The organism is Croceitalea sp. W27 (assembly GCF_055693185.1).
The window spans coordinates 541,945-556,411 of the sequence record NZ_CM146327.1 but is presented as its reverse complement, the minus strand read 5'-3'; the positions used below and the strand labels follow the sequence as shown (position 1 = coordinate 556,411).

The window sequence follows — 14,467 nt, the reverse complement described above, 5'->3', positions numbered from 1 at the left end:
AATGATTACAAACACGACAAGAAGATTTTGGTATGTACTACTATCAAGCTTTGCCTTTTTAGTACGCTATCGTTATTTTAAAAAATGGTTTTGGGCGCCGATGCTCATTTTACTTTTGGGTTTTGTGGTGCCTCAGAAAATGATAATTCCCGTAGAGAACGCGGATTTAAAAAGTTGGGATGAAAAATCTTTTTGGGCCTACCCGTGGGGGAGTTCTATTACGCATAAGGGGATTGACATTTTTGCGGAAAAAGGAACACCAGTTGTGGCATCTACTAACGGAATTGTAGTGTATACCTTTGACGGTGGAAAAGGAGGGAAGTCCGTTATGGTTCTAGGCCCCAAGTGGCGATTTCATTACTATGCACATTTAGATAGAATTGAAACTTTTCCTCTGAAACCTTTGAAAAGGGGTTCGGTTATTGGTGCCGTTGGCGATACCGGAAACGCGAAGGGCAAGCCACCACATCTACATTACGCCATTACGACCCCCTTTCCATATTTTGCCTTATGGGACGATAATGCCGTGCAAGGCTGGAAAAAAATATTTTATTTGAATCCTGATATTTGGTTGCGGCCTTAACTTTATAAAATGACACCTCAGAATTACGATGATTTTACAAGAACATTGACCGAAGAAATGCCGGATACAGAATGGTCTTGGGCACTACAAGCTCTTTGGTATGCCTCAAATAATGATTGGGAAGCATCTCATGATATTGCCCAAGACCTTCATACTCCGATAGGTAGTTGGATTCATGCTTATCTACACCGCGCAGAAGGGGACAAGTTTAATGCCGATTACTGGTATGGGCGGGCTGGCAAACCATTTCCTAAGCTATCTATTCAAGATGAGATTAAGGAAATTATAGAATCACTTTTATCGAAATGATTTAATGTTCTCGGTAGCTAAAATTTACTCTCCGGCCTGCAGATTTAATTCTCCAACAGCTTTTCTAACATCATCTCCCCAGATAAACAAACGATTATAAGGTTTTACTTTATAGTAGCGTTGCGGATTATAGATTTTTAGGCTGGTCATGTCAACACAATAACGTTGCACCCAGCTACTTTCATTAATAAAAAAGCCTTCTGATGCTTTAGCCTTTTTACACTGTTGATGCAGTTTCATGCACATTCTGTATTCATATGCGGTAAGCATTTTAGAATCGGCCCAAGCCCCAAGGTTATTTTCAAGGGCATTTTTTGTTCCTAACCTCGCCAGAAGTAGATCTGAATTCTTTGGTAGATTCGGGTAAATTAGTATGGAAGAGGCCCAGCCAGACTCTAACAATAACAGATTGAATGTTTTTCGTTCATCCGCGGTAACCGATGAAAGCTCAGTTTTGGTATAACTGGGGGCAACGTAAGCTAGAAGCCTGCCATAACGATCAAAATGCTCATCTGCGGATCGTACAAAAAGACTACGGTTGGTTCCGTTTGGTTTTTGTAATCTTTGGTTCATGAGCTGTCTAAAAAACTCTTTGGCCGCAAGACCTTGTGTAATCTGTAAAGTACCGGCATTATTAAGTTTTGGCAGCAATAGGGCCTTCAACCCAGAATCTATCCAAGAATCAAAATTGCCGCTTTCCAAAAAGGTTTTTAGCTCACCCAATTTTGCATTTGCGGTAGACTCACCCCCTAAATAACTTGTTTCTGGGGTGTCTATGCCTAACATGCGAATGGGCATTCTAACATAAGGGGTATCTCCGTCCGCAGGATCCCCAGATTTACTCTTCTTGCCCAGTTGGTTGAGTTCAATGCCTTTGGGATCCCAAAAAATAGGTACTTCTGCCATATTCAGATGCTTTTTTAATTAAGAATTTTAAGTTAATGATAATCCTACAGAATCATATCAAAAATGTGTAGTTGTAAACTAAACTTGTATGAAAGGGAGTAAGTGATGAATGAATAAATGTTGCAAATATAACATATTGTTTATTTTTAAACAATTAATGTTAATTATCTTTGCTGAAAGATTGCTAGGATATTAATTACCTTTGTGTAAATGCGCAAGTTCAAATGATATTCAGGGCAATTCAAGATAAATTTAAAGTCAAATCCGGACTTAAATATTTAGAAGACGAATTAAAAAAACCTAAACCGTTTAGTAGTCGAAAAGCTGGTGTTACCTCAATAGGATGCATCGTTGATATGGATAAATTTCCTGACCCTGAGGCATTCAACAAGTTGATAAGTGATTTTTCATTACAGCCAAATGGGGTGAAAATTATTGGCTATAAAAAAGATGAAGCCGCGCATTCGCCATTCGGAATTCAGTTTTGCACTGATAAAGATTTAGGATGGAACGGTACAATTGAAAACGGGTTTGTTTCAGAGTTTGTTGATAGGGAGTATGATGTGCTTATTAACTATTATACAGATGATAAGCTTGTACTAAACTTATTGACGGCGCGTACAAACGCTAGAATAAAAGTTGGTTTTCCTTCGGTGGATACGAAATTGAATGATTTAATTTTTGATACCGCTGTAAGCAACTTTGATGTGTTTAGGGCAGAGTTGAAAAAATATTTAAAGGTTCTTAACGAATTATAGTAATGGAAGCATTGATGGGTACAGGTGTGGCATTGGTTACTCCTTTTAAAAAAGATTTTTCAATAGACACTAGGGCTCTAGAACGTATTGTTGAGCATTGCATCGCTGGAGGTATAGATTATTTGGTGGTTTTAGGAACCACGGCAGAATCTGCGACCTTGTCTAAAACCGAAAAAGAACTCGTTAAGAAGACTGTAATAAACGCTAATGCAGGTAGGTTGCCCTTGGTTGTTGGTATAGGTGGAAATAATACTGGGGCAATTATTGAAGAATTGGCCGAATCCGATTTGGAAGAATTCACGGCGATACTTTCTGTTTCACCCTACTACAATAAACCTACCCAAGAAGGTATATATCAACATTTTAAGGCAATTTCCAAGACATCTCCCATCCCTATAATTCTTTATAATGTACCTTCTAGAACCGGCAGTAATATGTTGCCCGAAACGACCCTAAGAATAGCTCGGGACTGTAATAATGTCATAGCCATAAAAGAGGCTTGTGGTGATATGGTACAAATAGATGCCATTTTAGAGCAAAAACCAACTGATTTCATGGTGATTTCCGGCGATGATTTTACCGCTTTGCCAACTGTTTTGGCAGGTGGGGCAGGGGTGATATCAGTTTTGGGACAAGGACTTCCCAATTCTTTTTCAAGATTGATTCGGTATGGTTTGCAAGGCAATTCGGATGCAGCTTATGAAATCCATCATGCCCTTCTCAATGGGATGCATCTAATTTTTGAAGAAGGTAATCCTGCTGGAATTAAAACCATATTTGAACATTTGGGGATATGCGATGCTCATGTGAGATTACCATTGATGGATGCAAGCCCAGAATTAAAGGTAAAAATCAAGCACTTTTTAAATACTTTGGAAACCGCTGAGGTTTCGCATAGTTAAATCTTCGCTAAAACTATTGGTATTGCCTTTCTGAGGGCATATGTTTGTGCGTGCAACTATTTTTTTTATATCCATTGATAATCACTAATTTTGCCAAATATTTTTGACAATGAGGTCTATTTTACCTTTACTTTTTTCTGTTATCTTTTTAGTTTCATGTAATGAGTACCAAAAGGTACTCAAAAACACGGATATTAAGGCTAAGTATGATATGGCCGAAAAGTTCTATAATGAAGGGGATTACAAACGCGCTAAAAGACTGTTTGAACAAATTGCACCTAAATACGTAGGTAAACCCCAAGGGGAACGTGTAATGTTCTTCTTTGCCAACACGTATTTCAAAACAGGTGATTACTACTTGTCCGGTTACCAATTTGAGAGGTTCATCAAATCCTATCCAAAGAGCGATAAAATTCAAGAAGCGTCTTATTTAGGAGCTAAAAGTTATTATGAGTTGTCACCTAAGTATAGTTTGGATCAAACGGACACTGATAAAGCCCTTAGTAAACTGCAAACGTTTATAAACACCTATCCTGAATCTGAGTTTTTTGCAGATGCTAACACCATGGCGCAGGAATTGACCACGAAAAAAGAAAAGAAGGAGATAGAGATTGCAAAACAGTTTGATAAGTTGGGGGAATTTAATTACCCCATCTTGGTTTCGGCAATCGCTGCCTTGGATAATTTTATTGCTGACAACCCAGGTTCTGAGTATCGTGAAGATGCTTTTTACTATAGGGTAAAGGCCTCAGCTAACTTGGCATTCAATAGTACACCGCAGCGTATGCAAGAACGTTTGAAAGAAGCAATGGAAGCCTACAATGCCTTAAAGAAATCCTATCCTGAAACAAAGTATGACAAAGAGGCTACAAATCTCTACGAAAAAATAACAAAAGAATTAGAAGGCTTTCAAGAGAACGCCAAATAAGATTTATAATAGAAAATAAAATGAACGATTTAAAAAACACCAAAGCTCCGGTTACTACTGTAACTCATAATAAAAACGAGTTCGACGAGAAAACCGACAACATATATGAAGCTATTTCTATAGCTTCTAAAAGAGCGATTCAAATCAACTCTGAAATCAAGAAAGAACTCTTAGAAAAATTAGAGGAGTTTGCTACTTACAGTGACAGTTTAGAAGAAGTTTTTGAAAACAAAGAGCAGATTGAAGTCTCTAAGTTCTATGAGAAACTTCCTAAACCACATGCACTTGCCGTTCACGAATGGTTAGAAGACAAAATTTATTATAGAAACACTGAGAAAGACGCTTAGTTATGTTAAGTGGTAAAAATGTCCTTTTAGGTATTACCGGAGGGATTGCTGCTTATAAAACAACCTTTCTTGTTAGATTACTTATAAAAGCTGGCGCTACGGTCAAAATTGTAATGACCCAAAGCGCCAGCTCTTTTGTTTCTCCGCTAACACTTTCTACCCTCTCTAAGAATCCGGTTTTATCCGATTTTGTAAACGAAACCGACGGAAGTCTATCATGGAACAATCATGTAGACTTAGGTCTCTGGGCAGATGTTTTTTTAATTGCCCCGGCAACTGCGAACACCCTTTCTAAAATGGCAAATGGTACCTGTGATAATCTATTGCTTGCTACCTACCTTTCTGCCAAATGTCCTGTTTATTATGCTCCGGCGATGGATTTGGACATGTACAAGCATCCTTCGACCAAAACTTCTTTAGACAAGCTGCAAAGCTTTGAAAATGTGATGATTCCGGCTGAATCTGGAGAATTGGCAAGTGGACTGGTAGGCGAAGGCCGTATGGCCGAACCGGAAAATATTATTTCTTTTTTGCAAAAGCATCTAGCTGAAGGATTACCGCTATATAACAAGAAAGTTTTGATTACCGCTGGGCCTACACATGAGGCCATCGACCCTGTTCGTTTTTTAGGAAATCGTTCTTCTGGTACTATGGGCTTCGAATTGGCTAAAAGAGCAGCTGATTTGGGTGCTCAGGTCTTTTTGATTTCCGGTCCAACAAGTTTATCAGTAGCGCACGATGGAATTGAATTGATTAGGGTTACAACTGCTGAAGAAATGTATACTGCAGTTCATAAATATTATTCAGAAGTAGAAGTTGCGATAAGTGCAGCTGCCGTTGCCGATTATCGCCCTAAATCAATCTCAGAACAAAAAATTAAGAAACAAGGAGAAGGATTGCAGATTGACTTAGTGCGAACAAAAGACATTTTGTTATCAATGGGCGAGCAAAAGAAAAATCAATACTTGGTCGGTTTTGCCTTGGAGACCGAAAATGAAGAGGCAAACGCGAAAAATAAGTTACAACGTAAAAATTTAGATGCCATTGTTTTGAATTCTTTACAAGACAAAGGAGCAGGTTTTGGCGGAACCACGAATAAAATAACCTTCATTGATAAGAATTCTAAGGTAAAAGCGTTTGAATTAAAGACAAAGTCTGAAGTTGCCACAGACATCTGGTCAGAAATCATTATAAGAATTCATGGGTAGGTATTTTTTCTTTTTGAACTGTTTGCTTTTTTCGTCCATAGTCATTGGTCAAGAGTTGAACTGTGAAATTACCGTAAACGGTGACCAAGTCTTACAAACACGCCCTGAAGTGTTTAAAACCCTCGAACGTTCTTTGAACGATTTTGTAAACAAAACAAAATGGACCAATCGTACTTTTAAAGAAAACGAAAAGTTGAACTCCAGAATGTTCATTACCATTACTAAAGGAGAAGGTGACCGTTTTGATGCTACGATACAATTACAATCCTCTAGACCGGTCTATAATACTTCATATGAGACGCCCATTTTCAATTATAAAGACAATTCATTCAACTTTAGGTATCAAGAATTTCAACCCCTAATATTTAACACCAATAGCTTTGATTCTAATTTGGTGGGGGTGATTTCGTATTATGTCTATATTATGTTAGGTTTAGACGCTGATACATTTTCTTTACAAGGTGGCGACGATTATTATAGACAAGCACAGAATATTGTGACCCAAGCTCAAGGCAGTAATTTTGCAGGTTGGTCGCAATCCGCACAAGATAATAGAACCCGCTTTGATTTAGTGGATAATTTACTTTCTAATACCTTTAGGGAATATCGCATTGCCATGTACAACTACCATCGAAAGGGTATGGATATTTTAGGAGACAATAATAGTACCGGTAAGCAGGTGATTTCAGGTAGTTTGCGTTTATTTGAAACGCTTATCAAAAGAAGACCTAATGCATTCTTGATTCAAACCTTTTTTGACGCTAAATCTGAAGAAATTCAAAATATTTTCTCTGATGGTCCTAAGGTCGATATTGTGAAACTTAAAGAAACCCTGAATAATGTAGCGCCATTTTATTCCAATACTTGGAGTCAGATAAGCTACTAGTATTTTTTTGCTTAGAACATATATCTTTGCGTTCTAAATTAACACACATTGCTTACGCACCTTTCTATCAAAAACTACGCTTTAATAGACGATTTAAACGTTTCGTTTACTAAAGGGTTTACTACCATTACCGGTGAAACAGGGGCTGGAAAATCTATCCTTTTAGGAGGACTTTCATTGGTTTTAGGAAAAAGGGCGGACTTATCTTCTTTAAAAAAGAAAGAAGAAAAATGTATTATCGAGGCTTCTTTTGAAATCGCGCGCTATAATCTGGGTTCATTTTTTGAGACTCATGATTTAGATTATGAAAATCAGTCAATTTTAAGACGTGAGATATTGCCCAGTGGCAAGTCTCGTGCTTTTATTAACGATACTCCCGTTACCTTAGATATTCTTTCTGGTTTAGGAGAACGCCTGGTAGATGTTCATTCTCAGCATCAAACCTTGCGCTTGACTGAAAATGACTTTCAGATGAAAGTTATCGATGCCCTAGCGGAGAATGCCCAAGACTTAGAAAACTATTCTTCAAAACTAAAAGTCCATCAAAGCATCTTAAGGGAATTGCATGAATTGCTTGATTTTCAAACCAATGCGGACAAAGACCTAGATTACAACAGTTTCTTATTTAAAGAATTGGAAAGTGCTCCTTTGCAACCCGGAATACAAGAGACCTTGGAAACGGAGTATGAACAGCTCAATAATGTCGAAACGATACTCGAGCAATTATCCAGCGCGTATCAACTTTTTAATTCAGAACAGGTAGGTATACTAAACAGTGTTGCCCAATTGCAACAAGCAACACAAAAATTAACGGGTTTTGGAAAACAGTTCGAGCAGATAAACGAAAGGGTGCAATCAATTGCCATTGAAGTTGCAGATATTGCCAGTGAGTTAGAAGTGCAGCAAGAGACGGTAGAAGCTAACCCAATGCGCTTAGAAGAAGTGAATAACCAGTTACAGTTATTACATAACTTGTTTAAAAAACATCAAGTTGCATCTGTCGAAGAGTTACTGATAATAAGGGAAGATTTAGAAGTTAAAGTTGATGCATCTGTTAATATCGAGTCTAGAATTAGAGAAAAGCAAAATGCCGTTTCAGAAAGTGAAGACGCTTTAAATGCAATTGCCAAAGAAATTGGTGAAAGGCGTAATGCTATTATTCCGAAGTTGAAATCATTGCTTCAAGAAAAGCTTGCGGCTTTGGGTATGGCCTCGGCAACCTTTAAAATTGCTATTACACCAGCTGAAAATTTCAAATCAAACGGTAAAGATGAGCTTACCTTTCTTTTTTCCGCAAATAAGGGCAGTACCTATGGTGAATTAAAGAAGGTAGCTTCCGGAGGTGAGCTTTCTCGAATAATGTTGACCATAAAATCAATTTTGGCAGAATATGAACATTTACCCACTTTGATGTTCGATGAAATTGATACTGGGGTTTCTGGAGAAATTTCTAATAAAATGGGCGAAATCATGCAAGAAATGAGTTCAAACATGCAGGTATTCTCTATTACTCATCTTCCTCAAGTGGCGTCTAAAGGAGTGTATCAATTTAAGGTTTTTAAAGAAGAAGGTGACGCTAGCACAACAACGCATATGAAACGGTTAAGCCAAGAAGAGCGGGTAAGTGAGCTGGCAGAAATGCTGGGAGGAAAATCTCTTTCTAGTTCTGCTATAGCCCATGCAAGGGAGTTGTTGGAGTCTAATAGTTAGTCTAACCATTATTTGGTTTCGCACAGCTACTAAATCAATACCCAAATTGTTATCTTTGCCGCCTAAACCAACAATAAAAATACATGGGGTATAATTTGTTAAAAGGAAAAAGAGGAATCATTTTTGGAGCATTAGATGAAAATTCTATTGCATGGAAAACCGCTGAACGAGTTCATGAAGAAGGTGGTACTTTTGTTTTGACCAATGCGCCAATCGCTATGCGAATGGGCCAAATAAAGACTTTAGCGGAAAAAACGGGCTCAGAAATTATTCCGGCTGATGCTACCAATGAAGAAGATTTAGAAAATTTGGTTTCTAAATCGGTGGAAATTTTAGGAGGTAAGCTGGATTTCGTTTTACATTCTATTGGTATGTCTGTCAACGTTAGAAAAGGACGTGCATATACAGATGAAAAATATGATTTTACAACCAAGGGTTGGGATGTTTCTGCACTTTCCTTTCATAAAGTGATGCAATCACTCTACAAAGCAAATGCTATGAATGAATGGGGTAGCATAGTGGCCTTGACCTATATGGCGGCGCAACGCACTTTTCCTGACTATAACGATATGGCTGACAACAAGGCTTATTTAGAGTCTGTGGCACGTAGCTTTGGATACTTTTTTGGTAAAGAGAAAAAGGTGCGCGTAAATACAATTTCTCAATCGCCAACACCAACAACTGCTGGGCAAGGTGTTAAAGGCTTTGATGGCTTTATCAGTTATGCCGAAAAAATGTCTCCTCTAGGTAATGCCACTGCAGGCGATTGTGCAGATTATACCATTTCCTTGTTCTCTGATTTAACCAAGAAGGTGACCATGCAGAACTTGTTTCATGATGGTGGTTTCTCTAACACCGGCGTTAGTCAAGAGGTTATTGACGAGTTCACTGAATAATACGATTTAATTTTTTTGAAAGCCATCCAGAATAGGATGGCTTTCGTATTTATATACGTATGCTTGATTTAAGTTTTTCATTCATCATTCCTGTTTACAATAGACCTGATGAGGTTCAAGAATTACTGGAGAGCCTTTCAAAGCAAGATTTTGACCGCTCTTTTGAAGTTGTCATAATTGAAGATGGTTCTACATTAAGTTCTGCCAGTGTTATAGAGTCCTTTAAAGAGCAGCTTCAGATTTCATATTATGAAAAGGATAATACCGGTCCTGGAGATTCTAGAAACTATGGTATGCGACATGCAAAAGGCAATTATTTTATTGTTTTAGATTCAGATTGTATTATTCCTCCACAGTATTTAAAAGAAGCAACGAGAGAGCTCGAAGATGAATTTGTGCATTGTTACGGTGGGCCTGATGCTGCGCATGAGTCATTTTCATTAGTTCAGAAGGCAATAAATTACGTAATGACCTCATTGTTTACTACTGGTGGTATTCGCGGTAACAAAAAAGCTCTGGATAAGTTTCAACCGCGTAGTTTTAATATGGGTATTTCTAAAGAAGCTTTTGAGGCGACACAAGGTTTCGGTAATATTCATCCAGGTGAAGACCCAGACTTAACATTTAGAATTTGGAAAGCGGGCTATACATCACGTTTGTTTCCTGAGGCATTCGTGTATCATAAGCGCAGAATAGATTGGAGCAAGTTTTATAAACAAGTTCATAAGTTCGGAATGGTTCGACCGATTCTAAATAAATGGCATCCAGGCACTGCTAAGTTGACCTATTGGTTTCCAACTTTTTTTATTCTAGGATTGTTGTTTTCGATTATACTTTATGCCATGGCGTTTTCATGGCCTTTATGGTGTTATAGTATCTATTTCGCTTTAATTTTTATAGATTCTCTTTTAAAGAATCGCAATTTAGCAATTGCATTACTTTCAATTTTTGCAACTCTAATCCAGTTTTTTGGTTATGGTTGGGGTTTTTTAAAGTCGACCTTCTTGCTTAACTTTAACACTAAACCGGCCGAGGAATTATTTCCAAAGCTATTCTTTAAGAAACAATAGAGTTGTGCTAAAAAAAATCCTAGGTGGTCTTAATCAGAGAAAGGTAAAAATATTCCTTTTGTTTTTGGCATGTTCTACTTTAGCTTGGAGTATTAGCAAGTTATCCGAGTCGTATGAGTCCCGTGCAAATTTCGAATTGGTGTATACAAAATTTCCAGATTCTCTTTTATTAAATACAAAGGAAACTGATTATGTAGTTGCTAAAATTAGGGCGAGCGGATTTCAGTTTTTGGGATATGGCATTACCAAGGGAAAAATTAGAGTTAACCTGCAAGAAGTGAACAATGAAGACAATGATTACTTTTTAACGGACACGGAATTAAAAGTGCAGTTTGAACGCCAGCTTTCGAACACCGTATCTTTACTAGAACTTGAAAAAGATACTTTTTTCATTGATCTGTATAAGGTAGCGACAAAAGAAGTGGCCATTAACCCGAACATCACTATTGATGTAGCTTCAAACCATATTTTAGATGGAGGATTAATTTTAGAGCCTAAAACGGTTTCCATTAAAGGCCCTGCCAAAGAAATTGCTAAAATAAACGAGGTTTATACAGCGCCATTGGTTTTAACAGGATTGTCAAATGATTTTTCGGAGAAACTGCTGTTGATAAAGCCTGAGACTACCGATAATACCATATTGCTTCAAGAAGTTGTTGAGGTTTCAGGTAAGATTGTAGAATTTTCAGAAAGAGCCTTCGAGATTCCTTTAAGTTCGGTTAATATCCCAGAGGGCTATCGAATTAAAACCTTTCCAAATAAAATAGAACTGGTATGCAAGGCAAGTTTAGAAAGTTTAAAAACTATGAAACTTTCTGACTTTGAGGTAGTCGTCGATTACAATTCTTTATTAAATAAAGAATCAAAATACCTAAACGTTCAGCTTAAGCGAACACCTGCGAACATCTATTCGGTACAATTATTGACCGGCAAAGTTGAATTTGTTTTAGAAAAACTATGATTGTAGGTTTGACAGGAGGTATTGGAAGTGGAAAAAGTACAATAGCTAAACTTTTTAAGGAATTGGGAGTTCCGGTATATGATTCTGATAAAGAGGCTAAAAACCTCATGAATACTTCGAAACCCATCAGGGATTCCTTAATAAAGCTATTAGGGAAAAAAGCTTATAAGGGAAAAGTATTGAATCGCGATTATATTTCAAGTAAGGTTTTCAAAGATGACGATCTGCTATCTCAACTTAATGCAATTGTTCATCCTAAGGTAAAAAAGCATTTTAAAGATTGGTGTGCAGAACAAGACGCCCCTTACGTAATACAAGAAACGGCGCTCATTTTTGAGAATAAGGCCCAAGGTAATTATGATAAAATAATATTGGTTACCGCCCCTGTGTCTGTTCGAATAGCAAGGGTCATGGATAGGGATGAAGTAGATGAAAGTGCCGTTTTAGATAGAATACACAATCAATTGACCGATGAAGAAAAAAGCGGAATGGCCGATTATCTTGTTGAAAATATTGATTTAAAAAAGACTTCTGAAAGTATAAAACAAATTCACGACCAACTACTGGCGGAAGCCAATTAACCGCAGAATTTTAACATTTTTGTTAAGGTTAGGTTAAACGGGAAATGGTCTAAATGTTAAATTTCTAATTTTACCATAATGAACAAGAAGCGTTTTGTTCTTCTCGTCATCTTAATGAGCCTCTCGCTTATTGGAATCATCTCTGTTCAGGTCTATTGGATCAAGCAGTCTGTTGAAGATAAGGAAGAGCAATTTTCGAATGCGGTTGAAGATGTTTTAGATAAGGTTGCGGATAGGGTAGAAAGCAGGGAGAGAAGAGATTATAATGATAGAGTAGCAACCTACGTTGATAGCGCCAAGGTGCCTCGGTCGTCGCAGTATAAAAGCATTTTTTTTGTTGACCGAGATTTAAATTCTGATGAGCTTAGATTTTATTCTCATGGAATTTTAGAAGAGGATTATGGAACCTCTTCAATGTTCTTTGACAATTCTGGAGATAGTGACTCTACCTCGATAATAAATTTATCGAGTAAAAGAACAACAACGGTCCTTAAAGAAGAATTTGGTTTGGACGGCAAAAGATATGCCTTGACACCAATCCAAAAAATGGAAAGAATAGGGGGGCTTACCCAAATGGAGAAAGCTGCCTTTGATGATGTTTTTAGGGAGAGGGCTAAAAAAGTACCAATACATGATAGGGTCTCTAAGCAAGAAATTGAACTTTTATTGAACAGAGAGCTTGAAAATAGAGGTATCGATATTGATTTTGAATATGGAGTTTACAGCAGTGGTTTTCCTACTAAAATAAAGTCTAAGAAATTCAAGTTTAAAAACACCTCAATTTATGACACGCCCATTTTTAGGGATAGTGAAGGCGTTACAGATTTTGCTTTATTGATTTCTTTTCCTAATAAAAAGAAATTCCTAATGGGTAGCATTATGACCATGGCCGTGTTGTCATTGATTTTTGTTTTGGTAATCATAATTGCCTATTCAAGTGCCATTTATCAATTGATACAGCAAAAGCAGATATCTGAAATAAAATCTGATTTCATCAATAATATGACACATGAGTTTAAAACGCCTATTGCTACGATTAACTTGGCTGTTGAGGCAATAAGAAACCCGAAGTCGATTGATGACAAAGATAAAGTACTGAGGTATCTTGGGATGATTAGAGATGAGAATAAAAGAATGCATGCCCAGGTGGAAAATGTATTACGAATATCCAAGCTTGAAAAAAATCAATTGGACATTAGTAAAGATAGGGTAGATGCCCACGACATAATAAATGATGCCATAGCCCATGTAGAATTGATTGTTGAAGATAGGGGTGGTTATGTGAAAACGCATTTAAAGGCAGAAAGGTCTGATGTTTTGGCAAATGAAATGCATTTTACCAATGTAATTGTCAATGTATTGGACAATGCGGTTAAATATTCTCCAGAGGCACCAAAAATAGATGTCTTTACAGAAAAGGCGAAAAATAGCATTATAATAAAAGTACAAGACCAAGGCTCAGGTATGAGTAAGGTCGTGTTAAAAAAAGTTTTTGAAAAGTTCTATAGAGAACACACAGGTAATATACACAATGTAAAGGGTCATGGTTTAGGCTTGGCATATGTGAAGAAAATAATTGATGATCACCAAGGTGAGGTTTATGTTGAGAGTGAAAAAGGAAAAGGAAGCACTTTTTATATTAAACTACCTTTAATTTAAAAAAATATGGAAACGGAAAACAAGAAAATACTTTTGGTGGAAGACGATCCAAACTTTGGAATCGTTTTGAAAGATTATTTGCAGATGAATGATTTTGATGTTGTTCTTGCAAAAAACGGAATGGAGGGTTTTGAAAAATTCAAGAAAGATAATTATGATGTCTGTATTTTAGATGTTATGATGCCTTATAAAGATGGTTTTACACTAGCTAAGGAAATTCGAGAAAAGAATGAAAATGTGCCTATAGTATTTCTGACCGCCAAAACAATGAAAGAAGATGTTCTTAAAGGATATAAGGCGGGCGCGGATGATTATTTAAATAAACCATTTGACTCTGAGGTATTATTGATGAAACTTAAAGCAATACTTCAGAGAAAAGCCTCTAATACCCTAGCAGATAGCAAGCAGTTCGAATTTAAAATCGGAAACTTTCATTTGAATTCTAAACTTCGTTTTCTAAAATACAAAGAAGAAGAGCCTATTAAGCTCTCACCTAAAGAGAATGAGTTATTACGACTTTTGGCCTTACATGAAAACGATTTGATGCCTAGGGAATTGGCCTTGACAAAAATATGGAGAGACGATAACTACTTTACTTCTAGGAGTATGGATGTTTATATCGCCAAGCTTCGTAAATACCTAAAACGTGACGATGTTGTTGAAATTTTGAATATTCACGGTGAAGGATTCCGTTTAGTGGTAAAGGTAGAAGGCGAATAAAACAGGATTTTAATTTGAAATACAGAAACCGCCAAAAGGCGGT

At 37.0% G+C, this 14,467-nt stretch carries 16 protein-coding genes; 15 read left to right on the top strand and 1 reads right to left on the bottom strand.

Annotation, left to right across the window (positions count from 1 at the left end):
- The first annotated feature begins 1 nt into the window (after nucleotide 1).
- Both ACZ1GR_RS02575 and ACZ1GR_RS02570 read left to right on the top strand, forming a co-directional pair.
- Nucleotides 2–583, top strand: a complete 582-nt coding sequence (locus ACZ1GR_RS02575; protein ID WP_472610694.1) for a M23 family metallopeptidase — start codon at nucleotides 2–4, stop codon at nucleotides 581–583.
- 9 nt (nucleotides 584–592) lie between these two features.
- On the top strand, nucleotides 593–892 hold the full coding sequence (locus tag ACZ1GR_RS02570; protein WP_472610693.1) for a hypothetical protein: 300 nt from the start codon (nucleotides 593–595) through the stop codon (nucleotides 890–892).
- Between the two features lie 24 nt (nucleotides 893–916).
- Here the strand turns inward: ACZ1GR_RS02570 and ACZ1GR_RS02565 are convergent, their stop codons facing one another.
- Nucleotides 917–1,798 (bottom strand): thermonuclease family protein, encoded by an 882-nt coding sequence (locus ACZ1GR_RS02565; RefSeq protein ID WP_472610692.1) that lies wholly within the window; start codon nucleotides 1,796–1,798, stop codon nucleotides 917–919.
- Nucleotides 1,799–2,022: 224 nt separating this feature from the next.
- Here ACZ1GR_RS02565 and ACZ1GR_RS02560 point away from each other — a divergent pair, with 224 nt between their 5' ends.
- The 13 genes from ACZ1GR_RS02560 (at nucleotide 2,023) to ACZ1GR_RS02500 (ending at nucleotide 14,424) form a co-directional block, all read left to right on the top strand.
- Entirely contained in the window at nucleotides 2,023–2,556 is a 534-nt protein-coding gene (locus ACZ1GR_RS02560; RefSeq protein WP_472610691.1) for a DUF6913 domain-containing protein, read from the top strand.
- A 2-nt stretch (nucleotides 2,557–2,558) separates the two neighbouring features.
- The gene (gene dapA, locus ACZ1GR_RS02555; protein WP_472610690.1) at nucleotides 2,559–3,458 is read left to right on the top strand and encodes a 4-hydroxy-tetrahydrodipicolinate synthase; all 900 of its coding nucleotides are present in this window, start codon (nucleotides 2,559–2,561) and stop codon (nucleotides 3,456–3,458) included.
- Between the two features lie 109 nt (nucleotides 3,459–3,567).
- Nucleotides 3,568–4,386: an outer membrane protein assembly factor BamD gene (locus ACZ1GR_RS02550; protein WP_472610689.1), complete on the top strand. Its 819-nt coding sequence runs from the start codon at nucleotides 3,568–3,570 to the stop codon at nucleotides 4,384–4,386.
- A gap of 20 nt (nucleotides 4,387–4,406) precedes the next feature.
- A complete protein-coding gene (locus ACZ1GR_RS02545) occupies nucleotides 4,407–4,733 on the top strand; it encodes a DNA-directed RNA polymerase subunit omega (protein ID WP_377766389.1) in 327 nt (108 codons plus the stop codon).
- Between the two features lie 2 nt (nucleotides 4,734–4,735).
- Nucleotides 4,736–5,941 carry a bifunctional phosphopantothenoylcysteine decarboxylase/phosphopantothenate--cysteine ligase CoaBC gene (gene coaBC / locus ACZ1GR_RS02540; RefSeq protein WP_472610688.1) on the top strand — a complete coding sequence of 402 codons (1,206 nt, stop codon included), beginning with the start codon at nucleotides 4,736–4,738 and terminating at the stop codon, nucleotides 5,939–5,941.
- Nucleotides 5,934–6,827 (top strand): type IX secretion system protein PorD, encoded by an 894-nt coding sequence (porD, locus tag ACZ1GR_RS02535; RefSeq protein ID WP_472610687.1) that lies wholly within the window; start codon nucleotides 5,934–5,936, stop codon nucleotides 6,825–6,827. Before coaBC ends, porD begins: the two co-directional genes overlap by 8 nt.
- 48 nt (nucleotides 6,828–6,875) lie before the next feature.
- Complete coding sequence (gene recN / locus ACZ1GR_RS02530; RefSeq protein WP_472610686.1) at nucleotides 6,876–8,537, top strand: DNA repair protein RecN; 1,662 nt, start codon at nucleotides 6,876–6,878, stop codon at nucleotides 8,535–8,537.
- Between the two features lie 83 nt (nucleotides 8,538–8,620).
- On the top strand, nucleotides 8,621–9,433 hold the full coding sequence (locus ACZ1GR_RS02525; RefSeq protein ID WP_472610685.1) for an enoyl-ACP reductase FabI: 813 nt from the start codon (nucleotides 8,621–8,623) through the stop codon (nucleotides 9,431–9,433).
- 59 nt (nucleotides 9,434–9,492) lie between these two features.
- On the top strand, nucleotides 9,493–10,503 hold the full coding sequence (locus ACZ1GR_RS02520; RefSeq protein WP_472610684.1) for a glycosyltransferase family 2 protein: 1,011 nt from the start codon (nucleotides 9,493–9,495) through the stop codon (nucleotides 10,501–10,503).
- 4 nt (nucleotides 10,504–10,507) lie between these two features.
- Nucleotides 10,508–11,464: a CdaR family protein gene (locus ACZ1GR_RS02515; RefSeq protein WP_472610683.1), complete on the top strand. Its 957-nt coding sequence runs from the start codon at nucleotides 10,508–10,510 to the stop codon at nucleotides 11,462–11,464.
- On the top strand, nucleotides 11,461–12,045 hold the full coding sequence (gene coaE / locus ACZ1GR_RS02510) for a dephospho-CoA kinase (protein WP_472610682.1): 585 nt from the start codon (nucleotides 11,461–11,463) through the stop codon (nucleotides 12,043–12,045). Before ACZ1GR_RS02515 ends, coaE begins: the two co-directional genes overlap by 4 nt.
- Nucleotides 12,046–12,123: 78 nt before the next feature.
- The gene (locus ACZ1GR_RS02505; protein ID WP_472610681.1) at nucleotides 12,124–13,704 is read left to right on the top strand and encodes a sensor histidine kinase; all 1,581 of its coding nucleotides are present in this window, start codon (nucleotides 12,124–12,126) and stop codon (nucleotides 13,702–13,704) included.
- A 6-nt stretch (nucleotides 13,705–13,710) separates the two neighbouring features.
- Nucleotides 13,711–14,424, top strand: a complete 714-nt coding sequence (locus tag ACZ1GR_RS02500; protein ID WP_339333927.1) for a response regulator transcription factor — start codon at nucleotides 13,711–13,713, stop codon at nucleotides 14,422–14,424.
- The last annotated feature ends 43 nt before the right edge of the window (nucleotides 14,425–14,467 follow it).